This window comes from Bradyrhizobium arachidis, from assembly GCF_024758505.1.
GTDB lineage: Bacteria > Pseudomonadota > Alphaproteobacteria > Rhizobiales > Xanthobacteraceae > Bradyrhizobium > Bradyrhizobium manausense_C.
On the sequence record NZ_CP077970.1, the window covers coordinates 4,371,511 to 4,396,353 of the forward strand.

The 24,843-nt window shown below is 62.5% G+C and carries 23 protein-coding genes; 6 read left to right on the top strand and 17 right to left on the bottom strand.

The genetic code is table 11. From position 1 onward, the window contains the following. Window positions 1-14: 14 nt before the first annotated feature. Window positions 15-1,316, top strand: a complete 1,302-nt coding sequence (locus tag KUF59_RS20045; RefSeq protein WP_212462611.1) for an RsmB/NOP family class I SAM-dependent RNA methyltransferase — start codon at window positions 15-17, stop codon at window positions 1,314-1,316. Window positions 1,317-1,552: 236 nt separating this feature from the next. Here the strand turns inward: KUF59_RS20045 and KUF59_RS20050 are convergent, their stop codons facing one another. The 3 genes from KUF59_RS20050 to KUF59_RS20060 all read right to left on the bottom strand — a co-directional run bounded on the left by KUF59_RS20050 (window position 1,553) and on the right by KUF59_RS20060 (window position 2,935). Then, entirely contained in the window at window positions 1,553-1,762 is a 210-nt protein-coding gene (locus KUF59_RS20050) for a cold-shock protein (protein WP_212462612.1), read from the bottom strand. Between the two features lie 281 nt (window positions 1,763-2,043). Beyond that, window positions 2,044-2,376: a DHCW motif cupin fold protein gene (locus tag KUF59_RS20055; protein ID WP_212462613.1), complete on the bottom strand. Its 333-nt coding sequence runs from the start codon at window positions 2,374-2,376 to the stop codon at window positions 2,044-2,046. A 187-nt stretch (window positions 2,377-2,563) separates the two neighbouring features. Continuing rightward, on the bottom strand, window positions 2,564-2,935 hold the full coding sequence (locus KUF59_RS20060) for a nuclear transport factor 2 family protein (protein WP_212462614.1): 372 nt from the start codon (window positions 2,933-2,935) through the stop codon (window positions 2,564-2,566). A gap of 149 nt (window positions 2,936-3,084) precedes the next feature. Between KUF59_RS20060 and guaA the strand changes: the two genes are divergently transcribed. Continuing rightward, window positions 3,085-4,683, top strand: coding sequence for a glutamine-hydrolyzing GMP synthase (gene guaA, locus KUF59_RS20065; RefSeq protein ID WP_212462633.1), 1,599 nt, complete (start codon window positions 3,085-3,087; stop codon window positions 4,681-4,683). A gap of 226 nt (window positions 4,684-4,909) precedes the next feature. Here guaA and KUF59_RS20070 read toward each other — a convergent pair whose 3' ends face one another. The 8 genes from KUF59_RS20070 to KUF59_RS20105 form a co-directional block, all read right to left on the bottom strand. Further along, a complete protein-coding gene (locus KUF59_RS20070) occupies window positions 4,910-5,716 on the bottom strand; it encodes a COG3904 family protein (protein ID WP_249141076.1) in 807 nt (268 codons plus the stop codon). Window positions 5,717-5,758: 42 nt separating this feature from the next. Next, complete coding sequence (locus tag KUF59_RS20075) at window positions 5,759-5,965, bottom strand: hypothetical protein (protein WP_258769883.1); 207 nt, start codon at window positions 5,963-5,965, stop codon at window positions 5,759-5,761. A 278-nt stretch (window positions 5,966-6,243) separates the two neighbouring features. Further along, on the bottom strand, window positions 6,244-6,663 hold the full coding sequence (locus KUF59_RS20080; protein WP_212462615.1) for a cupin domain-containing protein: 420 nt from the start codon (window positions 6,661-6,663) through the stop codon (window positions 6,244-6,246). A 90-nt stretch (window positions 6,664-6,753) separates the two neighbouring features. Then, window positions 6,754-8,190: an MFS transporter gene (locus tag KUF59_RS20085; protein WP_212462616.1), complete on the bottom strand. Its 1,437-nt coding sequence runs from the start codon at window positions 8,188-8,190 to the stop codon at window positions 6,754-6,756. A 106-nt stretch (window positions 8,191-8,296) separates the two neighbouring features. Further along, complete coding sequence (locus KUF59_RS20090; RefSeq protein WP_212462617.1) at window positions 8,297-8,698, bottom strand: SPW repeat domain-containing protein; 402 nt, start codon at window positions 8,696-8,698, stop codon at window positions 8,297-8,299. 226 nt (window positions 8,699-8,924) lie between these two features. Then, window positions 8,925-9,458, bottom strand: a complete 534-nt coding sequence (locus KUF59_RS20095; protein ID WP_212462618.1) for a DUF1993 domain-containing protein — start codon at window positions 9,456-9,458, stop codon at window positions 8,925-8,927. A gap of 178 nt (window positions 9,459-9,636) precedes the next feature. Next, window positions 9,637-10,212, bottom strand: a complete 576-nt coding sequence (locus KUF59_RS20100; RefSeq protein WP_212462619.1) for a cytochrome P460 family protein — start codon at window positions 10,210-10,212, stop codon at window positions 9,637-9,639. A gap of 371 nt (window positions 10,213-10,583) precedes the next feature. Next, window positions 10,584-11,624 carry a hypothetical protein gene (locus KUF59_RS20105; protein ID WP_249141079.1) on the bottom strand — a complete coding sequence of 347 codons (1,041 nt, stop codon included), beginning with the start codon at window positions 11,622-11,624 and terminating at the stop codon, window positions 10,584-10,586. A 313-nt stretch (window positions 11,625-11,937) separates the two neighbouring features. On the opposite strand from KUF59_RS20105, the gene KUF59_RS20110 reads away from it, so the two are divergent. From KUF59_RS20110 to KUF59_RS20125, 4 genes are all read left to right on the top strand, one after another. After that, the gene (locus tag KUF59_RS20110; RefSeq protein WP_475647876.1) at window positions 11,938-13,158 is read left to right on the top strand and encodes an efflux RND transporter periplasmic adaptor subunit; all 1,221 of its coding nucleotides are present in this window, start codon (window positions 11,938-11,940) and stop codon (window positions 13,156-13,158) included. Next, window positions 13,155-16,334 (top strand): efflux RND transporter permease subunit, encoded by a 3,180-nt coding sequence (locus tag KUF59_RS20115; RefSeq protein ID WP_212462620.1) that lies wholly within the window; start codon window positions 13,155-13,157, stop codon window positions 16,332-16,334. Before KUF59_RS20110 ends, KUF59_RS20115 begins: the two co-directional genes overlap by 4 nt. 70 nt (window positions 16,335-16,404) lie before the next feature. Next, a complete protein-coding gene (locus tag KUF59_RS20120) occupies window positions 16,405-16,854 on the top strand; it encodes a DUF983 domain-containing protein (protein ID WP_212462621.1) in 450 nt (149 codons plus the stop codon). After that, window positions 16,851-18,584 carry a glutamine--tRNA ligase/YqeY domain fusion protein gene (locus tag KUF59_RS20125; protein ID WP_258769886.1) on the top strand — a complete coding sequence of 578 codons (1,734 nt, stop codon included), beginning with the start codon at window positions 16,851-16,853 and terminating at the stop codon, window positions 18,582-18,584. Before KUF59_RS20120 ends, KUF59_RS20125 begins: the two co-directional genes overlap by 4 nt. Before the next feature lie 108 nt (window positions 18,585-18,692). Here the strand turns inward: KUF59_RS20125 and KUF59_RS20130 are convergent, their stop codons facing one another. The 6 genes from KUF59_RS20130 to KUF59_RS20155 all read right to left on the bottom strand — a co-directional run bounded on the left by KUF59_RS20130 (window position 18,693) and on the right by KUF59_RS20155 (window position 24,834). Beyond that, window positions 18,693-20,900 carry a xanthine dehydrogenase family protein molybdopterin-binding subunit gene (locus KUF59_RS20130; RefSeq protein ID WP_212462623.1) on the bottom strand — a complete coding sequence of 736 codons (2,208 nt, stop codon included), beginning with the start codon at window positions 20,898-20,900 and terminating at the stop codon, window positions 18,693-18,695. A 4-nt stretch (window positions 20,901-20,904) separates the two neighbouring features. Then, entirely contained in the window at window positions 20,905-21,360 is a 456-nt protein-coding gene (locus KUF59_RS20135) for a (2Fe-2S)-binding protein (RefSeq protein ID WP_212462624.1), read from the bottom strand. Between the two features lie 89 nt (window positions 21,361-21,449). Next, window positions 21,450-22,367, bottom strand: a complete 918-nt coding sequence (locus KUF59_RS20140) for an NADP-dependent oxidoreductase (RefSeq protein WP_258769888.1) — start codon at window positions 22,365-22,367, stop codon at window positions 21,450-21,452. A 65-nt stretch (window positions 22,368-22,432) separates the two neighbouring features. After that, window positions 22,433-23,350: an NADP-dependent oxidoreductase gene (locus KUF59_RS20145; protein WP_212459314.1), complete on the bottom strand. Its 918-nt coding sequence runs from the start codon at window positions 23,348-23,350 to the stop codon at window positions 22,433-22,435. Window positions 23,351-23,548: 198 nt separating this feature from the next. Beyond that, entirely contained in the window at window positions 23,549-24,043 is a 495-nt protein-coding gene (locus tag KUF59_RS20150; protein ID WP_212459315.1) for a DUF3788 domain-containing protein, read from the bottom strand. 77 nt (window positions 24,044-24,120) lie between these two features. Further along, entirely contained in the window at window positions 24,121-24,834 is a 714-nt protein-coding gene (locus tag KUF59_RS20155) for an FMN-dependent NADH-azoreductase (RefSeq protein WP_212459316.1), read from the bottom strand. Between the last annotated feature and the right edge of the window lie 9 nt (window positions 24,835-24,843).

The window sequence follows — 24,843 nt, forward strand, 5'->3', positions numbered from 1 at the left end:
ACTGAAAGAAACTCATGACCCCTGCTGCCCGGCTGTCCGCGGCCATCGAACTCCTCGACACCATCGAAACCCAGCGCGTGCCTGCGGCCAAGGCGCTGAAGGAATGGGGCACCGCGCATCGTTTTGCGGGCTCCGGCGATCGCGCGGCGATCGCGGGGCTCGTCTGGGACGTGCTGCGCCGCTACGCCTCGAGCGCGTATTTGATGGACGCCGACAGCGCCCGCGCGCGGCTGATCGGCATGCTGCGTCTCGAACGCGGCATGGATGTCGCGACCATGTCCGCGATGTTCGACGGCAGCCGCTATGCGCCGTCGCCGCTGACCGAGGCGGAGAGTAGCGCGCTCGCCACGCGCTCGCTGAAGGGTGCGCCGGCCGCGGTTGCCGGCGACTATCCGGACTGGCTCGATCCCTATCTCGCAAAAGTCTTCGGCGAGGATCGCGCGGCGGAGGCGACCGCGATGGCAAGCCGCGCGCCGCTCGACCTGCGCGTCAACACGCTGAAATCCAACCGCGACAAGGCACAGCGCTCGCTTGCGCATCTCGGCGCAAAGCCGACGCCGTGGTCGCCGGCCGGCCTGCGCATCGAGCTCGGCGCTGATGCGCGCAATCCCGGCATCCAGTCGGAGGAGGATTTCATCAAGGGCGGCATCGAGGTGCAGGATGAAGGCTCGCAGCTCGCCGCGCTCTTCACCGCGGCAAAGCCCGGCGAGCAGGTGATCGATCTCTGCGCCGGCGCCGGCGGCAAGACGCTGGCGCTGGCGGCCTTGATGCAGGGCAAGGGCAGGCTGATCGCGACCGACAGCGACAAGCGGCAACTTGCTCCCATTCACGAACGCCTGTCGCGCGCTGGCGTGCACAATGCCGATGTCCGCACACCCAAGGGCGACGCCGATCCGCTGGCCGATATTCGCAGCACAGCCGACTTGGTCGTGATCGATGCGCCCTGCACGGGCACCGGCACCTGGCGCCGCAACCCCGACGCCAAATGGCGCATGCGCCCCGGCGCGCTCGAGATTCGCCTCAAGGACCAGGCCGAGGTGCTGGAGCGCGCCGTGCCGTTGGTGAAGCCGGGTGGGCGGATCGCCTACATCACCTGCTCAGTGCTGACGGACGAGAACGACGAACAGGTCAAAGCCTTCACCGCGCGCCATCCCGAATTTTCGGTCGTGCCGCCGGAGCAGACCGCAGGCGTGCTCTGGGACAAGGCGGAGGCGTTTGCCGAGGCCGCGCTGCAATCGGAGCACGGCTGGCTGATGACGCCGAGGCGAACCGGCACCGACGGGTTTTTCGTCGCGGTGCTGAGGAAGGCCGGTTGATTATTTGCTGTCATTCCGGGGCTCGCGTAGCGAGAACCCGGAATCTATTGGGCCGCAGAGATCGCTGAGGAATGGATTCCGGGTTCGCCCTACGGGCGCCCCCATTGCGCGCTTGCGCAATGTGGAATGACAAGGGAGCAAACGAAAGCCCCGCCGCCGGAATCCCGGGGGCGGGGCTCGTAACCTTACGCTTTGCCAGTACGTCCGTGGTCAAAGCGCGATTGGGTCGCGCAGGACTAGCCGGCGCGGAGGTTGTCGGCGGAGGACTTGCCGCTGCGGCGGTCCGCGACGATGTCGAAGGAGATCTTCTGGCCCTCGTTGAGGGTGCTCAGACCGGCGCGTTCCACCGCGCTGATGTGAACGAAGACGTCCTTGGTGCCGTCGTCCGGCTGAATGAAGCCAAAGCCCTTTTGGTTGTTAAACCACTTCACAGTACCCATAGCCATGGGGGAGGTTCCTTTGATTAACGGTCTACGCGCTGGGACCGGTACGCAAATGCTTTGCGCCCATCGTCCCGATTGATCGATTTTGGGGAATCTGAATCGTGCGCGCCCGTCATAAAAAACGAGGCGAAGCGGCCCAGTCGTTCGGCCAAGTATCGAGAATGTGAACATACAGATTTATTGGGGCCAGTTCAAGGCACCACCACACGCGCGCCGTGAAGTGGGGTCGGTATTCTAGTCCGCGCTGCAAATCGGCCACTTCGGCGGCATATTGGCGGGTTCCCTCAGTCGACGATGAACAGCGTCGCGCCCACAGCCGTCGATGAGCGGTGCGCGGCGTCGCCAAAATCCGAGACCTGGTAGCTCATGCCCGGCGTGAGCTTGAATTTGCGCCCGTCGCGCAGCTCGGTGTCGAGCTCGCCCTTGAGCACGTAGAGCACATGGCCGCGATCGCACCAGTGATCGGCGAGATAGCCCGGCGAATACTCCACCATCCGCACCCTGAGCTCGCCGATGTCGAGCGTGCGCCACAGCGCGTGCCCGGTCTCGCCGGGATGCGTGGTAGCCGCAATCTTGCTCCAGTCGGTGACGGTGAAGGGCGAGGTGGGGAGTTTCATGGGTGATCCTGTTCGTTCGCTACGCTCGCACTGACGAGCTTGTGGCACGCATGCGCCTCACTCTCGCTGTCATCGCCCGATTCAATCGGGCGATCCAGTATTCCAGAGGCGGTGACGCTATACGGAGAAGCCGCGGCGTACTGGATTCCCCGCCTTCGCGGGGAATGACAGCGGTGTGCTTGGCAACCTAATGCACCAAATGATTCGCCGAGCCCTGCACGATCTTCGCATCCGTGTTCACCCGCAGATACTCGCAGATCTTCTTGCCGCGCTCGTTCTGGTAGAACACGACGACGCTGTCGGGGCTGACGAACAGGTCGATCAGCTCGAAATGCAGGTTGGGAAGCAGCGCCAGCGCCTTGCCCCAATATATCCGCAAGCTCTCCTTGCCGCGCAGGGTTCCGCTCTCGGCCAGTCCGAGCGCCTGGACCCTGTCAGACGTCATCTCGGCGATGTCGTCATAGAGCGCCAGCACGCGCTCGAGGTCGCGCGAATTCCAGGTGTTGATCCAGGTCCGGCCCAAAGCTTCCATGGCGGACGGCTGGTGGTGAATTGGCATGGCATCCTCCCAATCTCGGCATATTCTGCAGCGGGCCAAATTAGGTCAATATTACTGACATAAATGGCGTCTGTCCATGCCCAAAGAAGAATGTGGGCGCGCCGGCCCGCGCGGTTGCGGCAGGGGGCGTGGTCGCGTATCTGCTTGCCATGACAGCAGCACAGAACGCCCGCGAGTCGTCGTCGCCCCATGTGGCCTCGGCGCACGACAAGATTCTCATCGTCGACTTCGGCAGCCAGGTGACGCAGCTCATTGCGCGTCGCGTGCGCGAGGACGGCGTCTATTGCGAGATCGTCCCGTTCAACAAGGCCGAACAGGCCTTTCTGGAGATGAAGCCGAAAGCGGTGATCCTCTCAGGCGGACCGGAATCCGTGCATGAGGAAGGCTCGCCGCGCGCCCCGCAACTGATCTTCGATTCCCGCGTGCCCGTGATGGGCATCTGCTACGGCCAGATGACCATGGCGGCCCAGCTCGGCGGCACCGTCGAGGGCGGGCATCATCGCGAATTCGGCCGCGCCGACGTCGAGGTGAAAGCCCCGAGCAAGCTGTTCGAGGACGTCTGGTCGCCCGGCGGCAAAAACCAGGTCTGGATGAGCCATGGCGACCGCATCACAAAGATGCCGCCCGGCTTCACGGTCGCCGGCACCTCGCCGAATGCGCCGTTCGCGATCATTCAGGACGAGACGCGCAAATATTACGGCCTCATGTTCCACCCCGAGGTCGTGCACACGCCCGACGGCGCAAAGCTGATCCGCAATTTCGTGCGCAAGATCGCGGGCCTTTCCGGCGACTGGACCATGCGCGCCTTCCGCGAGGAGGCGATCCAGAAGATCCGCAATCAGGTCGGCAAGGGCAGGGTGATCTGCGGCCTCTCCGGCGGCGTCGATTCAGCCGTCGCCGCCGTGCTGATCCACGAGGCCATCGGCGATCAGCTCACCTGCGTCTTCGTCGATCACGGCCTGCTGCGCCTGGACGAAGCCAAGACGGTGGTCGATCTCTTCCGCGGCCACTACAACATTCCGCTCGTGCATGTGGACGCCTCAAAACAGTTTTTGGGCGAGCTCGAAGGCGTCACTGATCCCGAGGTGAAGCGCAAGACCATCGGCCGTCTCTTCATCGACGTGTTCGACGCCGAGGCCAAGAAGATCGGCGGCGCCGATTTCCTCGCGCAGGGCACGCTCTACCCTGATGTGATCGAGAGCGTCTCCTTCACCGGCGGTCCCTCGGTGACGATCAAGTCGCACCACAATGTCGGTGGTCTGCCCGAGCGCATGAACATGAAGCTCGTCGAGCCCCTGCGCGAGCTGTTCAAGGACGAGGTCCGCGCGCTCGGCCGCGAGCTTGGCCTCCCCGAAATCTTCGTCGGCCGTCACCCGTTCCCGGGCCCGGGCCTCGCCATCCGCTGCCCCGGCGACATCACCCGCGACAAGCTCGAGATTTTGCGGAAGGCCGACGCCGTCTATATCGACCAGATCCGCAAGCATGGCCTCTACGACGAAATCTGGCAGGCCTTTGCCGTGCTGCTACCCGTGAAAACCGTCGGCGTCATGGGCGACGGCCGCACCTACGACTACGTCGTGGGCCTGCGCGCCGTCACCTCCACCGACGGCATGACCGCCGACTTCTACCAGTTCGACATGAAGTTTCTGGGCGAGACCGCCACGCGCATCATCAACGAGGTGAAGGGCGTGAACCGGGTGGTGTACGACGTGACCAGCAAGCCGCCGGGGACGATTGAGTGGGAGTAGTGCGGCTTGCTGCCATCGCGTAGTTTAGCGTGGTCTGGTCGAGTTGTTCTCGCTTCCTTCGCATTGAGAATTCTGACCGAAGTAGTGGGCTTGGCTTATCCCGGCAGAGGTCCGAAATCCATTGCGTCTTCGCTGATGGAGTATCGCAGCGCGCTGGATCGTACAGAAGGGCCGGGGGCTCAAAGCTTAGCTTCAAGCACCGGCAGGTTTTGGCGCAAAGCGGACATCAACATGAGTGGAGATGCGATTTAGACTCACATGCTTTGGGTGCCAGCTCGACCACCGCTGCGTTGGGGCTGCTCAGCTGAGCAACTTTGTCGGTAGTGATGAGATTGGTCACTCGCAATTCCTCCCGAGAGAGTTCATGTAAATCTTCCCACGGCGGAACGTTTAGCGACAGTGACAACAAATCACCCGCGCCGCCCATGTCGAAGGTGTATTTGGCGAGACGTCCGATATCGCGCTCAACGGTCATGAGATCATATGCGCTGTAGCTCGCGGCCCGAGCATTGTCAGCGCGGTCGCCCATCCAGATCTGATGCACGCGGACATGCGCTTGTTCAGGCACGTAACGCGACTTGCCCGACAGCAGCAGAAAAACGCACATGGATTCGCAGTAGGCCTCCGGCGACACGTGGGCGCGCTCGCCATGTTCGCTGGGGGTAAGCACGCTCGCCCCGACGGTCGTGAACATTTCGAGCGCCCGGAACCGCCGTCCGAGCGCGATCGCGTCGTTGACCGAGCCGCCGCCGGAATCCAGCACGACGGTTTCGCCATTGAGCCGATAATCGCGTGCGAATGCATCGAAATCGCTTGGGGTCTCGGCGGTGACGATGCCGACTGCGCTGATCCAGCCTCGGCAATTCGGCTGGCAAGCGACCCAGCTGAACTTCATGGGCAATTGGCGTTCCTCGAGGGCGGCGCCGGCGTACGCCGAGCGCCCCGGCATGGCCACAAGGCCGAGCAATGCGATGCAACAGGTGGCGACGCTGAGCAACGTCCAAGCTCGGGTGGTCGCTCGGCGAGCGAGCATGAATCTCTTTCCTTGGCTGGCTATCGGGTGGAATGAGCCGCGTCACAACGGCTTGGGTACACCGGCGACACCTGGTGCCGCCGGGTTGGTCGGTACAGATCCAGAATCGAATCTTAACCGGGACTGATGCTTGGCGCGCCATTTCGGGCCGGGGCCACGCATGTAGTGCAGCTCGGGTCGGTAGCTGTCGCGCACGTCCATAATCAGGTTGTGAATGACACTGGCGAAGTCGGAGGCAAACTCAGTCATCCTTCGAGCAAAACATGAAAATGCGGTTGCACCCATTGTTATCATCGATGAACCTCTCCTATTTCTCTCGCCGCTAAACACATCGGCCGTTATGCCCAAGCGTAGGCTCCGAGAGATGGGCCAAGCCATTGCACAGAGGTTGATCCTCCCCTGACCTTTGGCTGAGAAGAGCACACCAAGGCTTAGGCCCTGCGCACGAGGGCCCTGCGACTGATGGGAAGGTCGCAGGCCAGCCGCATGCGAAGACTGCCCTTGTTCATCTCAATGCGTCTGAAGGTTCATTTGATGGGCGTGGTCAGAGGGCCGTCGTAGGTATCGAGGACGAAGACAGCGAGCAGCTTTGCCGGCTCGGTGTTGCTCGCGTTGCGGCTGGTCGAATGGATAGCGCCCGGCGGTTCGGACCAGCTCTCGCCCGCCCGATAGATGCGCGTCTCGCCGTCATTCACCTTCGACTCGATCGCACCCGAAATCACATAGGCGTAGATGAAAGCCGACTTTGCGTGGGTGTGGGGCACGGAGGCCGCGCCGGGCGCGTAATCGACTTCCACGGCGATCAGCGACTTGCCGGGGACATTGGGAATAGCCGCCTCGAAGTTCTTCGTGACGGTTTGCGCTTCGCTATCATGGGCGTAGTTGGGGCCGGCCATCGAGAAGGCGAGGGCGGCGCAGGCGGCGGCGATGATGGTTCTGATCTTCATGGGCTTTCTCCTTCTGCCTATAGGTTGGTCTTCGTTCTTCATTGTTTCCTCCCGGCCTTGCCGGCCTGCTGATTACGGACACCGAACGGGTCAGTCTCGCGGGATGAAGTCGACGTGGGGCCCCGGCTCGATAATGAACACCGCGAGCGTGGCGAGAACGCAGGCGACCGCGGCGACAGTCATCGCCATATGGAATCCCGAGAACAGCTGAGGACCGCCCTGCCGCAGGACGCCGCCGAGCAAGGCGATGGCGAAGAGCGACCCGGCGCGCGAGACCGCGCTGTTGACGCCAGACGCGGTTCCGGCGCGATCGGTCTCGACGGAGGTGAGGATGAGGGTCGTCAGCGGCGCGATCGCCAGGCTCATGCCCAGCGCCAGCAACAGGATGCTGGGGAAGACGTCCGCCCAATAGGTCGCGTTCGAATCGACACGGAGCGCCATGGCGCATCCCAAGGCAACAACGGCGCCGCCGGCGAACAATGGCAAGCGCCGGCCGAACCGGCGGCAGAGCATGCCGGCAAGCGGCGAGACGACCGTGATCAGCACTTGCAGAGGAATGAAGGCCAGGCCCGCCACCAGCGTCGGCAGGTGCGCCCCCCGGATCATCACGAACGGGATCAAGGTTAGCATGATCGTGAACGCTCCGTAGAGGAACGCAGTGAACAGGTTCGCGCCGACAACCGACCGCGAGGCGAAGAGGGACGGGGGCAGCATGGCGTTGGCGCCTAATCGCCGTTCGGTCACGATGAGGCAGGCTAAGCCGCCCAGACCGACGATCAGGGTGACGAGCACCCAAAGGTTCAGACCGGAGCCGTTGGTCAGGCTTGTCAGCCCCGCGCCCAGCCCGCCGAGCCCGACTGTCGAAAAGACCGCGCCACCGATGTCGATCCGGGCGTGGCTGGTCGGGGAGTCCTTGGGTATCCACACGGCGCCGACGGCCAGCGCGCCGGCGACGACGGGCAGGAGCATCAGAAAGGTCGTCCGCCAGGACCCGTGATCGAGGATCGCGCCGGCGATCGCGGGCGCGACGCCGCTGGCGACGGCCGCGGCGGCGGACCAGATGCCGACCGCACGTGCTTTCTTGTCGGCGGGAAAGGCCTGCCCGAGCACGGAAAGGCCGTTGGGCAGGATCGCGGCTTCGCCCAAGCCTTGCAGGAAGCGGCCGACGATGAGCGGCGCGAAACTCGGCGCGAAACCAATCGCGGTCGCGCCCATGCCATAGAGAGCGATCCCCGCGAGGAAGATCCGCTTCTGTCCGAACCGGTCACCCAGAGCGCCGGCGACCAAGGTCAGGGCCGCGAGTGGCAGGAGCTCGGCGTTCATCACCCACTGCAGGTTGAGCGGCGACAGGCGCATGTCTCGGCCAATCGTCGCGAGCGCGACGGTGACGACGGCGCTGCTGACGAACACGAGGCAGCTGCCCAGGCTCGACGCGGCGAGCACCTTCGTGCTGCCCTGCGCGCCGACGGCCTTAGGCTCGGAGAGAGCCAGGCTGCGGTCGGTCAGGATCAGGGACGCGCTGCTCACGACCTAATCTCTCAGGTTAGGTCGAGCGCTTCGCGGCGCGCGAGCTCATAGTCCTCACGGACGAACATCGGCAACGTCTCGACCCTCGACGACGCCGTCGCCGCATTCAACCCGCTGTGCGCCTGTCCAATCCCGAACGCATCGCGACTGGCTCCTCAGGCGCGTTAAAGACTGATGTCGTGAGCAGGACAGCGGCAGCGAGGCCCCAGTAGTACGAGGCGTCGAGCCCGAAGAATTTGAAGGCAAACGGGGCGATGACAAACACTACCCCGACGGCGCGATCGACCCAAAGGTGTAGCCAGTAGGGAATGATGCGGACGAGCCCGGTGGGATGGTCGGTCAGGGCGGCCAAGAGTAGCGCCGCGACGCCGGTAACAACCGAAAGCCACATTGCGACCGGTTCGCTCTGGCCGAGCTTCAGCACGAACGGCGCTGCGATCAAGACGATCGCGACGGGATAATCGATTAGGTAGGCGTGGATAGACTTGGTGATGAAGCGGAACGACATCGGTGACTCCTACGTTGTTGGTTGCTCGACCGGGTCCTTGCGACGCGGGGAGTGCATCCACCCAAGAGGACGATCACGCCGCCCTATGTTGGCAAGCACTCCGCACAGCCGTCACAAGTCAACCCGGTTAGATGCACGGAAAAGCTATGCCGGCACGCCAACCATTGGAAATGTCCGGTCGTTATGGTTTCCATTCCACTCGCCCCGCGCCATGGAAGCGCGCCTCTCACGAGTAGTCACCACCGCTTTGCTGAGTGAGGTTGCCGAGGTAGTCACGCTTCCCGATCGTCGCTCCAAGATGCCGGAGGATCGCGTGCGCAATCGAGATGTGGAAGAAGAAGTCGGGCAGCACCAGGTGCCGGATGTAGTCTTCGCCGCCGAACCACCCGCGCACGATAGGCGGCGTCAGCTCGTATGTGTGGGACTGCGCGCCGGAAATCTCGTCCGGCTGCACGTTTTGCAGGAAACCGCGGGTCTCAAGGAGCCGTTCTTTCAACGCCGGATACATCATCGGGGTGTTACCGGGTGCTGGCGGATCGTGCTGCATCAACTTCGCCATGTGCGCCTCGACCTTGTTGCAGCTTACGGAGAACTGTTCTCCGAAAGTGAGCATGTTGGGCGCGAGCCGCTCGCCAAGAATCCTCCCAGGCTCAAACGCCTTGGTCCGTTCGAGTGCTTGGGCGTGGTCGAGATAGTCGTCCATTACGTTCAGTCCATGCACCATGACAGGGACTGTGATGTCATAGACCGAGAAGGACACGCCGAACTCCATACTCTTGTTTGTAGTCTGAAATTCGGTCGGACCCGACAGGTCGATAACCGAAGCGAATGATCACAATGACACCTCCCATCTCACGGCTTGCCAAACCAGCTTGCCGGACTCGACAGTGGCCTGCACGAAACAGCAGCAAGAGGAGAGCGTCTACGCATGCGGCCGCCTAGTGACGCAGGACGGGATATCCGCTCACGTAAATCCAGTCGGTGGCCTTGGCGGGCACATGGCACCCCTGGCAATCGGTGTGGTAGTCGGTAGAGGTAGTCTTGAGCGGCTTGTCCGCGTCGAACCAAGACCATCCCCACCCGTCGCCCCACAACGGGTTGTCGGGATGCGTTCCCTTGCTGTCTTTCACCATGACGAACCAGCCCTTGAGCTTGTCGGCGTGGCTTACTGTGCCGGTGGTCATCTCGTTCGTCGAGGTCGCGAAGACCTCTTTCACCAGAACGGCGCCGTCCGGGAAGTGTCCCGTCTTCCGGTAGGTGTCGATCGCCCCCGGGGATGCGTAGACGGTGTGCATTTCCTTCGAGCCCTGGCCGCTGTCGGCGGCGATCGCCCAGCTCCCCAGCGTTTGGTAGACGGTTCGGTAGTCTGCCGGCACGCGCAGCTGCCCGGAGGCGTCCACCACGTTCGCGGTTGGGCCGGCCGGAGCCGCTCCGCTGATCTGAGCGAGCGCCGCCACGGTGCCGGTGACCAGGGAAATGGCGACAGCCAGGCCGACAGTCCTCGATAATTTCATTAGGCGCTCCTTTGCTGTCCGCGCACGGCACGGCGGCTCGTCACAATGGCTTCAATCAATGTCGAGGCAGCCGCGTGTTCGGCCGACCCAGTGGACCTCAGGATCGGACGCAGCCGGCGAAATTAGAAATTCCGTTTGGACATGCATTCGATAAACGTGGGGTATCATTGCCTAAAAGCGCTGTACGCGTGCGGCCCCGTCCGTCTTCGATCAACCGTCGAGGACGCCGTACAACACCGCCTTGAGGTCAAATGACAGCGAATCGGAGAGGTTCAATCACCACGTGGCCGTCGGCAGGCCACCCAGGTCGGGGATTCCACGCGCGCCTTGCGCAGAACGGCGCATGCGACCGCGATAATCTCGTTCACAAGTCACGAAGCCAATGCACCGATCCTGACGCCGCACATTCCCGCGATGATCGCGGCCGCGACGATGGCGCTCATCGCGACGCAGACACTCCAAAGGCGATTGGCATTACGTTCGTCTACACCGTGCGCGATCAGCACCACTCTCAGCCCTGAAGCAAGGTGGCTCAGGACGAAGAAGGCGCCGAGCGCGTAGTGAGGCAGCAGACGGATATTCCATGCGTCATGAATGAGCCCAGTCGGGGCTCCAATCGCGAAATTCCAGTCTGTCGGTATGCCGAGAAAGCTTCGCGCGTAGACGAAGACCGAGTTCATGTGGCCGAGAATGTACACTGAGAGATAGGCTCCCGAAGCGACCTGATAGGTCCGCTGGAAGTCATGGGCTGCGGCGCTCCAGCGCCATGCCAGAAAGAGGCCGGTGCCGATCTGGAAAAGCATGGCCGCCACCAACAACGGTTCACCTACGGCAGAGCGATAAACCACGCGTCCGATCTTCATAACGGCCGCATGCGCATCCGGCCCTATCAAGCCGAACAGATGATTGGTGAGATGAAACACCACATACAGGGACAGGACCGCGGCCGTTACCCCGTGGACCACCCGCCAACGCCCGACTGCAGGCGCAGCTGCAGCGACCGGATCTCGGGCAGACTGCGACCAGATCGCGATTGCGAGCCAAATCGAGCACCAGACGACCTCGTCGGGAATAGGGCTTTTGATCAAGGTCTGGACAACGCCGAGAAAGACATAAAGCGTTGGCGACACCACGCTGGCATAGGCGAGGCGTCTTGAACCGGGATTGGACGTCGGACGACAAGCCAGAGCGATCCCAAGAAACGGCACGACGAACGCAACGACCAGGATGAAGGTCGCGCTGGCGGTCGCGAGCGGCGGCGGGCTTACGGGCTGCGTGCCGACGATGGCATGAAAAGCACTGAGCAGAAATGGATAACAAATCGCCGCCGCTGCTGGAACCAGAGCCAAATAGTCAAAGTGCTTCTCAAGAAGCCTTCGGCGGTTCTGCAGGCGAACGAATGCTTCCATCATAGACCTATAAAGCCACAACGAAGAAAGCGGTGTACGAGACGACTTCCAAGACAGGTTTAAAAACTGGCCTTCGCGTATCACGCCGCGCGGCAAGCGGCAATTACGATCGTCTATCGACTCTATGGCGAGTGGTAATTTCCCTTGTCGGCTTTGCAAGGTCACTCTCGAAAGCATCGTCGTACCGAAACTTTCAGTGCCGAAACGGACACGCGGAACACAATGCCGGATTGAGAAGCCAGGAGGCTCGATATGCAAAGCAACGACGCAATTGAAGTCGTCAATTGCAACATTCTAGGTCCTTCGGGAGACGGAAGTGAGTGCGACTGACAGAACGGAGTATCCGGCTCCGGCGACCCGGCTCGATCGCAGTTCGTTTCGCCGCCTTGCACGATGCGGCGCACCGATCGGTCTGCTGGTCGCGCTCGCGCTCGCTGGCTGCGACGAGAAGGCGCAATCGCAGGCGGCCGCGCCTCCGCCGCCGTCGGTGACGGTGGCACAACCGGTCAAACGGAGCGTCACCGACTGGGACGAGTTCACCGGCCGCTTCGAGGCGATCCAGGAGGTTCAGATCCGTGCCCGCGTCGGCGGCTTCGTCACCAATGTCGAGTTCAAGGACGGCGACATGGTTCATGCCGGCGACCTCCTTTACATCATCGACCCGCGGCCGTTTGAGGCGGTGGCCGAGCAAGCCAATGGCCAGCTTGCCGATGCCCGGGCAAAGACGGAGCTTGCTAAGCGCGAGCTCGATCGCGGCCTGAAGCTTGTCCAGACCAGCGCTGTCTCCGAACAGGTCGTCGACCAGCGCCGCCAGGCCTTGCAGGCTGCGAACGCCGCTGAGACCATCGCTGAGGGTGCGCTGAAGGCAGCCCAACTCAATGTCGAGTTCACGCATGTGGTGGCGCCGATCACCGGTCGCGTCAGCCGCCATCTCGTCAGTGTCGGCAATCTCGTCAGCGGCAGTGACAATGGCGCATCCACATTGCTGACCACCATCGTCTCAATGGATCCCATCTACATCTATTTCGATGTCGATGAGGCGACACACCTGAAGAACAACAAACTGTGGTTCGAGGGCAAGAGGCCGAGCTCGCGCGACACGGCCAACCCCGTGCAGGTGACGCTCACCGGCGAGACGAAACCCTCGCATGAGGGCAAGATGGATTTCCTCGACAACCGGCTCGACGTGTCGACCGGCACGCTGCGCAGCCGCGCGATCATCCCCAACCACGATCTGTCCATTCTGCCCGGACAATTCGGTCGCGTGCGGCTGATCGGCTCCTCACCCTATGAAGCGTTGCTGTTGCCGGATACGGCGATCGCGACCGACCAGTCGCGCAAGATCGTATTCGTGGTGAAGGATGACGACACGGTGGAAGCGCGCGCGGTCGAGCTCGGGCCTTTGGATGAAGGCCAGCGCGTAGTCCGTACGGGCCTCAAGTCGGAAGATCGCATCATCATCGACGGCATCCAGCGGGCCCGCGTCGGCGCCAAGGTCGCACCGAAGAAGGCCGAGAGCGGCGGCAAGAAGTCATGAATCTCGGGCGTCTTTCCATCAATCAGCCCATTTTGGCGATGGTGCTGTCGATCGTGCTCCTGATCGTGGGAGCGATCGCCTACAGAACGTTGCCCGTCGCAGAATATCCGGAAGTGGTACCGCCGACCGTGGTAGTGACCGCGCAATATCCGGGCGCCTCCGCGCAGACCATCTCGGATACCGTCGCCGCTCCCATCGAGCAGCAGATCAACGGCGTCGAGGACATGCTGTACATGTACAGCCAGGCGACCTCGAATGGCCAGCTTACCATCACCATCACCTTCAAGCTCGGCACTGATCTCGACAAGGCGCAGGTGCTGGTGCAGAACCGTGTAGCAATTGCGCAGCCGCAATTGCCGGAGGAGGTGCAGCGCAATGGCGTCGTCACCAAGAAGGACTCGCCCGACATCCTCATGGTCGTGTTCATGCTGTCGCCCGACGATTCGCTCGACCAGCTATACATCTCCAACTATGCGTTGCTGCAGGTGCGCGACCAGTTGCTGCGGCTTGACGGCATCGGCGACATCCAGATCTTCGGCGCGCGCGATTATTCGATGCGGCTGTGGCTCGATCCCGACAAGATCGCGAATCTCGGCCTGACTTCGAACGATGTGGTTGCGGCGGTCCGCGCCCAGAACCTGCAGATTGCGGGCGGCCAGCTTGCGAGCCCACCGATTGCCGACCGCGCCTTCCAGCCGAATCTAACCTTCGTTGGCCGGCTGAAGGATCCGTCCCAATTCGAGGACATCGTCGTCAAATCGGGCCAGGACGGCCGCATCGTGCGCCTGCGCGACGTGGCGCGGATCGAGCTCGGCGCGCTCGACTATTCCACCAACAGCTTCCTGTTCCGCAAGTCAGCGGTGGCGTTGCGGGTGACGCAGCGGCCAGGGTCGAACGCGCTGGCGACTGCCAAGGGCATCAAGGACACGATGGAAAAGCTGAAGGTCGGCTTCCCCAAGGGGCTCGACTACAATATCGGCTACAACCCCACCGAGTTCATCCGGCAGTCCATCAGCGAGCTGATCAAGACGATCTATGAAGCGATGGCACTGGTTGTCGTCGTGGTTCTGGTGTTCCTGCAGGGCTGGCGTCCGGCGATCATCCCAATCGTGGCGATCCCGGTGTCGCTGGTTGGTACCTTTGCGGCCATGGCAGCCCTCGGCTATGGCATCAACAATCTCACGCTGTTCGGACTTGTGCTCGCGGTTGGCATCGTGGTCGATGACGCCATTGTCGTGGTCGAGAATGTCGAGCGGCATCTCGCGCAAGGCTTGAGCCGGCGCGATGCCGCGCTGAAGACGATGGAGGAGGTCGGCGGTGCGCTGGTGTCGATCGCGCTGGTGTTGTGCGCTGTGTTCGTGCCGACCGCGTTTCTCGGTGGCATTACCGGGCAGTTCTTCCAGCAGTTCGCGGTCACCATAGCGGTCGCGACAGCAATCTCCTGCTTCTGTTCACTGACCCTGTCGCCGGCACTGGCTTCGCAGATCCTCCTTCCGCACGCGGAGAAGCGGCCACCGGCTGCCTGGAATTTTATCGCGCGCGGCTGGGAATGGTTTACCAGTCTGTTCAACCGCGGCTTTGATTGGCTGTCGCATTTTTATGCTGACGTCGCACGCTTCGTGATCCGGCATCGCGTGGTGATGCTGCTCGTCTATATGGTCCTGATCGGCAGCGCCGGCTGGCTGCTTGTCACCACGCCCCAAGGCTACATTCCGCCACAGGATCGCGGCTACGTGATCATATCCGCGCAATTGCCAGGCGCGGCATCGCTGGCGCGGACCACCGAGATCGTTCGCAGGATCGAGAGCATCGCGCTCGATACGCCTGGAATTTCGCATATTGCGGTCTTTGCAGGTCTGTCTGGAGCGACCCGCACACAGGCGAGCAACTCGGCGGCGTTGTTTCCGGTGTTCGAAGAACCGGAGGTGCGCCTCAAGAAGGGACTGAACGCGCAGGTGATCACGGCGGATCTGCGCAAGCGGCTGTCGGCCATCGAAGGTGCGTTCATCATCGTGATCCCGCCACCGCCGATCCCCGGCATCGGCACCGGCGGCGGCTTCACCATGCGCATCCAGGACCGGCAAGGCCGTGGTCCGAAGCTGCTGGCGGCGGCGACCGACGAACTCGTCGCAGCGGCGCGCAAGTCGCCGCTGCTCCTCGCCCCTACTGTGTTCTCGCCGTTCTCCGCGAACACGCCGCAGGTCTTCGTCAACATCGATCAAGTCAGGGCGCAGAAGCTCGGCGTTCCCATCCAGAACATTACCGACACGATCCAGACCTATTTCGGCTCGACCTATGTCAACGACTTCAACCTGTTCGGCCGCACCTATCACGTCACCGCGCAGGCCGACCTGCCGTTCCGGAAGGAGCGTCCTGATCTTGCGCGGTTGCGGACCCGCAATGCCAATGCCGACACGGTGATGCTCGGCAGCGTCGTAGATTTCAAGGACGTCTCGGGTCCCGATCGCGTCGCCCGCTACAATCTCTATCCGGCGGCCGAGCTGCAGGGCGAAGGCTTGCCCGGGACGAGTTCGGCGACGGCGATCGCCGTTATGAAGAAGCTCGCCGAGAATACACTGCCGAGTGGCTTTTCCTTCGAATGGACCGACCTGTCCTATCAGCAGGTCACCGGCGGCAACACCGGATTGTTCGTGTTCCCGATCTGCGTGCTGTTCGTCTATCTGGTTCTGGCCGCGCAATACGGGAGCTGGAGCTTGCCGTTTTCCGTCATCCTGATCGTGCCGATGTGCTTGCTTGCCGCCACTATCGGGGTGCGCATCATGGGCCAGGACGTCAACATCCTCACACAGATCGGCTTCATTGTGCTGGTGGGATTGGCCGCCAAGAACGCGATCCTGATCGTCGAGTTCGCGCGGGACATCGAGCTCGAGGGCAAACCGCGCCTGGAGGCGGTGATCGAGGCTTGCCGGTTGCGACTGCGGCCGATCCTGATGACCTCGTTCGCCTTCATCCTCGGCGTGCTACCGCTGGTGATCTCCACCGGCTCCGGATCGGAGATGCGCCAGGCGGTCGGCGTCGCCGTCTTCTTCGGCATGCTCGGCGTCACGCTATTCGGCCTGATCTTCACGCCGATCTTCTACATGGTGGTGCGCGACCTCGCGGAAGGCAAGAACGAGCGCAAGCCGACGCGGACGACGGCGGCTGCAGCGGAGTGAGTTGCGGTGACGCCGATGCGCGATGAAGCCGGAATAACTCATGCTGCCGTGTGAGGCAGGAGGACGGGCGATGGCCACGACAGTTGAAGGCAATGTTGGAAGTCACGACAACGACTGGACGTCTGCAGAGACTGCCGCGGGGCGTAACGTTAGCCTCTCCCTTTGGAGGGGCGTTCGAGGAAGGTGCCCGCGCTGCGGGCGCGGTCGCCTGTTTTGTGCGTTTCTCAAAATCGACGACCGCTGCTCTGTCTGCCGCCTCGATTTCACCGGCCACCGAGCCGACGACCTGCCGGCCTACTTAGTGATTGTCATCGTCGGACACATCGTGGTCCCCGTGATTCTCTGGATCGAGGTGGACTATGCACCGTCGCTGGCGTTTCAGCTTGGCATCTATCTTCCGATTACGGCCTTGGCCTCGATAGTTCTCCTGCAGCCGGTCAAGGGTGCCGTCGTGGCGCTGCAATGGGCGCTCAGGATGCATGGCTTCGGCGCGCACCCGCCCGACGAACTCCAGGCGTGAGGCGGAAGGTGCCTCAACAGAACGACGTCGGAGAAGCGGGCGCGAGCGCCAGCAATTTCATCCGCGGCATCATAGCGTCTGACGTCGAGACCGGCCGCACGCGTGTCGTGGTCACGCGCTTTCCACCCGAGCCGAACGGCTTCCTCCACCTGGGACACGCGAAGTCGATCGTTCTGAATTACGAGCTTGCGAAGGAATTCTGCGGCCGCTGCAACTTGCGCCTCGACGATACGAACCCGGCAAAGGAGAGGGTGGAGTACATCGACGCGATCAAGCGCGACGTCCAGTGGCTCGGATTCGATTGGGCGCAGGGCCTCCACTTCGCCTCCGACTACTTCGAGCAGCTCTACGCGTGGGCCTGCCATCTCGTTCGCATCGGCAAGGCCTACGTGGACGACCAGTCCGCACACGATATCAGAGAGGGCAGGGGGACATTGACGAGCCCTGGGCGTAACAGCCCGTTCCGCGACCGCAGCGTGAAGGAAAATGCTGAGTTGTTCGCGCGGATGCGCGCCGGCGAGTTCAGGAACGGCGAGCGGGTTCTCCGCGCGAAAATCGACATGGCGTCAGCGAACGTCAACCTGCGCGACCCGGTCATCTACCGTGTTCTCAACGCCAGCCATCCGCGCACCGGCACGGCCTGGCACATCTACCCGAGCTATGACTTCGCGCACGGCCAGTGCGACGCCATCGAAGGGGTGAGCCACTCGCTGTGCACCCTCGAGTTCGAGGATCACCGACCTCTTTACGACTGGTTCCTCGACAACCTCCCGGTGCCATCGCGACCCCGACAGTATGAGTTCGCTCGCCTGGGTATTACGCATACGGTCCTCTCAAAACGCGTGCTGACGGAGCTAGTGCGCGACGGCCGCGTGGCGGGCTGGGATGACCCGAGGATGCCGACGCTTGCAGGCCTGCGCCGACGGGGTGTGCCTCCGGAGGCGGTGCGTCGATTCATATGCGGAGTCGGAGTTTCGAAGGCCAACAGCATGGTCGACGACGGTGTCCTGGACGCAGCGATCCGGAATGTCCTTAATGAGCGGGCTCCCCGACGACTGGCGGTGCTCAAGCCGCTCAAGGTGACAATTGAGAACTACTATGCCGGCCGGATAGAGGAGTTGGATGCTCCAAACCACCCGGCGAACCCGACCTTCGGGACGAGAGTCGTCCGGTTCTCCCGCGAGGTGTACATCGAGCAAGACGACTTCCACGAGGCGCCATCATATGGTTTCCGGCGCCTCGCGCCGGGTCGCGAGGTGAGGCTCCGGTACGCCTACCTCGTCACTTGCCATGATGTGGTGAAGGACGCAGCAGGCCGTGTGGTCGAGCTACGCTGCACCTACGACCCCGACAGCAGGAGTGGCGCCGGCGGGCGAAAGGTCGGGGCGACAATCCACTGGGTCAGCGCTGTAGATGCGTTGCCAGCAGAGGTCAGGCTCTACGGCCGGCTCTTCTCAGCAGCGAGTCCGAGCCTGACGGACCTCGCAGCGGACCTCGACCCGCATTCCCTGCAAACGCTAAGCGGCTGCCTCGTCGAGCGTGCAACCGGCTCTGATCCCCATGGCCAAGCATTACAGTTTGAGCGCCAAGGCTACTTCACTCACGACGACGATTCCTGCCCAGAGAAGCTGGTCTTCAATCGAACCGCCTCGTTGCGCGAGAGCCCGGGAAAGCCACAGCCCCCTCGGAGTAACTCCTTGCTACAACCCAGGCAGCGCCGTACTGTCTGAGGCCACTCCCTCGAGTGGTGCATCTCGCGGAATCATCCCATTCGGGGCCCAGTCGGCTCCGGACAGTCATCCCGTGCGCGCTGCGACGCGCACGGGATGATGGAAGGACTATGACGACGACTTCAGCAAATCCGTGTCGAACGGCAGCCTGCGCAAGCGCTTCCCGGTGGCGGCGAAGATCGCATTGTTTACCGCAGCACTGACAATGGCCGTCGGAGCTTCACCAATGCCACCTGGAGCTTCTGCGTTCTTGATCAAGTGCGTCTCCACCACCGGCACCTCGTCGATACGCATCGGCAGATAGCTGTCGAAATTGCTCTGCTCGACGCGTCCATCCTTGAAAGTGATTGACCCATGGAGCGCAGCGGTCAGCCCGAAGAGCGTTCCACCCTCAACCTGTGCTTCGATCGTATCCGGATTGACGTACATGCCGCAATCAACCGCACAGACGATCCGCTTTACCTTGACAGAGCCGTCGGCCGCCACTTCGACCTCGGCGACCTGCGACAGGTAACTTCCAAATGCGAATTGTACCGAAATCCCGCGGCCATGCCGTGCGGGAAGTGGTGATCCCCACCTTGCTTTTTCCGCGGCAAGGGACAGAACACCAAGCGCTCGCGGATTGTGACCGAGCAATCCCTTGCGATAAGCGACAGGATCCTGCTTTGCGGCATGCGCGAGCTCATCCATGAAGCTTTCGACCACAAAAACATTGTGAGTCGGTCCGACGCCGCGCCAGAAAGCCGTCCGGACACCAGGGGGCTCGACCCGGACATAGTCGACGTGGATATTGGGCAGCGCATATGGCGGCTTGGCCGCCGCTTCTACGGCATCGAGATCCAATCCGTCCTTGAACCAATAGGGAATATAGCGAGCGGCGATTGAGGAGCCGGCGATCCGATGCGTCCAGGCAACCGGCTCGCCGACCGCATCAAGTCCGGCCGACAGTCGATCGAAGTAGTACGGCCGATACATATCGTGCTGGATGTCTTCCTCGCGGCTCCAGATCACCTTCACCGGGCCATCGACGTGCTTGGCGATCTTGACGGCCAGCACCGTGCCATCGGCCTCCAGCCTTCGGCCGAAGCCACCGCCAATCAGATGATTGTGAATCTTGATCGCATCCCTTGGCAGACCGCTGAGTTCGGCGACCAGAGACTGCGTGAGCGATATCGCCTGCGTCCCGACCCAAACGTCGCAACGATCCTTCTGCAGATGAACGGTGCAGTTCATCGGCTCCATCGCCGCATGGGCCAGGAAAGGCACCTGATAGACGGCTTCGAGCCGTTGCGCCGCTTGAGCAAGAGTCTTCCCTGCATCGCCATCTCTACGGGCAACTGCGCCCGGCTTTTTGGATTCCTCCTCCAATTGCTTGACGATATCGGCGTTGTTAACCGTGCCATTCGGCCCATCGTCCCACGTGATGGCGGCAGCCTCGAGCCCCTTCTTCGCCGCACCCATGTGATCCGCCACGACTGCAACAGCTTCATCGATATTGACCACCTGCCGGACGCCCTTCACTGCCAGCGCAGCCTTCTCGTCCACCGTTTTCGCCTTGCCACCGAGCACAGGCGAAATAGCAACCGCGGCAACCTTCATACCCGGCAATCGTGCGTCGATGCCGTAGAGTGCGCGCCCATCGACCTTTATCGATGAATCTACGCGCTTGGCACGCGTGCCGATCAGGGTGAAAGCCTTCGGATCCTTCAACCTAACACTTGCTGCGGGCGGCATCGGCAATTTCGCTGCAGCCTTCGCAAGTTCACCGTAGCTCAGATGCTTCGAGCCGGACGCATTGAACACGATGCCGTTCTTGGCATGGCAAGTCGCTGGATCGACATTCCACCGCTTGGCAGCAGTCGCAATCAGCAGATTACGACCCACTGCGCCTGCCTGACGCAGCGGCGTCCAGAAGGCACGTACGGAGGAGGAAGCACCTGTAGTTTGAATGTGCAGGAACGTGTTGGCGTAAAGTGCATCATTTGCCGGCGCATGCTGAACCTGAATCTGGTCAAGCTCCACTTCCAGTTCTTCAGCCAGAAGCATTGAGAGCGCCGTGTAAACCCCCTGTCCCATCTCGGCCATCGGCATGATCAGGGTCACGGCGCCGGTTGGATTGATCCGTATAAATCCATTCGGCGCAAAAGTACCCGTGACATCGTTTTCGACCACCCGCGAAGCAGGCGCCGCGAAGACGGACGCCGTGCTTGCACCGGTCAGCGCAAAACCAAGCAGCAAACCTGTGCCATGAAGAAAGGCGCGCCTCGACACCGCTGTTTCCTCGGCAATCCGCTCTCTCAGAATAGGCCCATCCATGATCTCAAGCTCCCGCGGCGTGCTTGATCGCAGCGCGGATGCGCTGATACGTGCCGCAACGGCACACATTGCCTGACATGCCGGCGTCGATGTCGTGATCGGTCGGCTTCGGCGTGTCCTTCAGCAGCGCCGCCGCCGACATGATCTGGCCGGACTGGCAGTAGCCGCACTGCACCACCTCCAGCTCCAGCCACGCCTTCTGCAAGGCCGCGCCCTGCGGCGTCTGGCCGATCGCCTCGATCGTGGTGACCGCGCTCTCGCCGACGCTGTCGACCGTGGTGATGCAGGACCGCGTCGCCGCGCCGTCGACATGCACGGTGCAGGCGCCGCACAGCGCCTTGCCGCAACCGAACTTGGTCCCGGTCATGCCGAGCACGTCGCGCAGCACCCACAGCAGCGGGGTGTCGCCGTCGACGTCAACCTCATGGGGTGTGCCGTTGATCTTTAACATGAAAGCCATGACGGCCTCTTGGTAGCTGCGACTGATAGGATGCCGCCCGCCGACTGGACAGCGCCGGCCGGCCGCGTGCATCGATGGACGCGTGTCGCTCACGGACGAACGCGGATGATTGTCTTCCCGTTGCGTCGCTCGGTCGGGTTGAAGGCGGCGACAGCGTCGTCGAGGGTCGAGACGATGCCGATGTTCGTCCGCAGTCGTCCGTCCCGCACCCGCTGGACGATCTCACTCAGTTGGGCACGATCGGACTCGACAACGAAGTCGACCGCCAGACCGTCGGCGGGCCGCGCCTCGGTCGGCCCGACGATGGACACCAGCGTTCCTCCGGTTCGAATCAGGCCTGCGGACCGCTTCTGGATGTCGCCGCCGATGACATCGAACACCAGATCGACTCCGCCGACGTCTTCAAGGACGTTGTTGTCAAGGTCGACGAACTCCTGCGCGCCGAAGTCGAGCGCCTTCTGACGGTCGGCGGCGCGTCCGGTGCCGATGACGTAAGCGCCGGCCTCTCGTGCGAGTTGCGTCACCATCGACCCGACTGCGCCGGCCGCGCCGTGCGCGAGGACGCTCTGCCCCGCGTGAAGACGGCCGTGCTCGAACAGTCCCTGCCACGCGGTTAGGCCTGAGATCGGCAGGCTCGCGCCCACCGTGAAGTCGACGTCGCCCGGCAGCGGCGCGAGGTTGCGTGCCTCGATGGCCACATACTCCGCCAGGGTGCCGTCGCGATACCAGTCGGCGAGGCCGAACACTCGCTGTCCGACCGACAGTCCCGTCGTGCCGTAGCCGAGAGCGGTGACCACTCCGGCCAGCTCGTGGCCGGGGATCGACGGTGTTCGGTCACGGTCGAGGCGATCGGTCCAGGTCGGGGGCCACGTTAGCTCAGTCGGGACGAATCCCGACGCATGAATCTGAACGACGACGTCGTTTATCGCCGCCTGCGGCTCGGGCCGCTTCGCCAGCTTCATCCCGGCCGTTCCCGCAGCCTGGTCCGTCACAACGATCGCCTTCATGTGAATTGTCTCCTCGGTCATTTGTCTCTTTGGTGGAGATGTCGCAGTGACAGGCGCATGTCGCCTCACGGACGAACGCGGATGATCGTCTTCCCGCTGATCCGCTTGGTCAGATTGAAAGCGGCGACGGCATCGTCGAGGGTCGCGATGTTGCCGATGTTCGTCCGCAGTCGTCCGTCCCGCACCCGCTGGACGATCTCACTCAGTTGGGCCCGATCGGACACGAGAACAAAGTCGATCGTCAGGCCATCGGCCGGCCGCGCCTCGGTCGGCCCGGCGATGGTCACCAGTGTTCCTCCGGCTCGAATCAAGCCTGCGGACCGCTTCTGGATGTCGCCGCCGATGACATCGAACACCAGATCGACTCCGCCGACGTCTTCAAGGACGTTGTTGTCAAGGTCGACGAACTCCTGCGCGCCGAAGTCGAGCGCCTTCTGACGGTCGGGGGCGCGTCCGGTGCCGATGACGTAAGCGCCGGCCTCTCGTGCGAGCTGCGTCACCATCGAACCGACTGCGCCGGCCGCGCCGTGTACGAGGACGCTCTGCCCCGCCTGAAGATGGCCATGCTGGAACAGCCCTTGCCATGCGGTCAGGCCCGGCATCGCCACGCTGGCGCCCACCGTGAAGTCGACGTCGCCCGGCAGTGGCGCGAGGTTGCGTGCCTCGATGGCCACATATTCCGCCAAGGTGCCGCCGCGATATGAGTCCGAGAGGCCGAACACCCGCTGTCCGACCGACAGCCCCGTCGTGCCGTAGCCGAGAGCGGTGACCACTCCGGCCAGCTCCTGCCCAGGGATCGACGGTGTTCGGTCACGGTCGAAGCGATCCGTCCAGGTCGAGGGCCACGTCAGCTCACCCGACGTGAATCCCGACGCATGAACCTGAACGACGACGTCGTTTATCGCTGCCTGCGGCTCGGGCCGCTCCGCCAGCTTCATCCCGGACGTTCCCGCAGCCTGGTCCGTTACCACGATTGCTTTCATGGGAATTGTCTCCTCAGAGATTTATTGGTTCGGGGTAAATTGCAGGCGTGGAAGGTCTTTTCGATCTCTCACGCAACTGGTTATCGGCTCGACGTCTTCCGCGACGACCGTGATGTCGAATTGCTGTGTGATGTCGGCGAGACCGCTGCTCGCGTTCCTCGGAGCCATCGCGCGGCGAACCCAGCATTTTTGTGAACTTCAACCGCGCGACGGTGGCGGGCGCTTCAAAGTGAGAAGCTCCGCCACATCGTGCAGATCACCCGCCGATGAGATGGCAACTGTCAGCCATTTTCCGTCGATGTATGTTTTGGCTTCGTCATAGAGCTTGACCAAGTGCGGACGCCAGACATAACGCCGCTCCTCAAACTTCTCTCGTTCAGCTCCACCCATGACCACCACGGCCGAAAACAGCCGGTATTCCGGCACCAAGGTGCAGAACGCCCTGGTCTTCTTGTAGCGCAAGGACCAACCGCGGTTTCTGCCACCGTAGAGCCAGTCCGGCGCGAAAACTCCAGGGTAGAATTCAACGATCCAGTTCCGCAGCTCGGTCCAATACCCGAACGCCTTTGGTCCGATCCACTCGCGGACGGCACCGTCATCGGGCGGTGCTGATTTGTCGGTGATCCTGTCGCCGATTTTGGGAAGCGTCACGCCATCGGCGGCTGTTACTCTCGTTCCGATAGGTAAAATCATCAAAAGACCTCGTGTTCATAGTCCGACGGAGGCCGGAGGATTATGATGCGGGCGCGCCAAGCGCTTGCGGCGCGCCCTTAGGGAGCTCCTGGTACGACGCTCTCCGGAGCATGGGGGAGTGCCTCGCGATACGGTTTACCGGTGCCTGAGCGCACTGCATGGCAGCCATCGACGCCTCGAAGCTCTCCCATGACAGTCAGATCGAGAGCGGCGAGCGCTTTCTCCCTCGCCAATGGAGCTTGCTCTCGGTCGAGGAACGCGGTGGCCTCTAGAGGGATAAATTGCTGGGTCTTCAGCCCAATGGAACTAAGTGCCAGCGACAGATATGGCGTGAGGAAGTCCGGCTGGTTGGCTTGGTCGCCGGTAAAGACGCCGCCAGAGGCGACGCCGATGAACACCGGACGATCCCGGAGCATTCCCACCTTTCCGGCGGGCGTCGACATCATCGTGCGACCGACGCGCAAGATTTGATCGATCCACGCTTTGAGGACCGAGGGAATAGCGAAGTTGTGCATGGGCGTTCCGATGACAACAACATCGGCCGCTTCGACTTCCCGGATAAGCGCTTCGGAAATATCCAGAGAACCCTTCGGCGGGGCGGCTAACGTGGCGGGCGACGCCAACGCGGCGGCATAGTTAGCCACGGTGTGGGGCAAGGGTTCGAACCCTAAATCACGCCGGGTAATGCTCGCCCCGGGCGCAACCTCGAGAAGCTTTTCGGCGATCGCGGCCGAAAGCTCACGGCTATGCGATTCTCGACGGGGACTGCTATCAATATGGAGAATGTGCATGTGATCGAT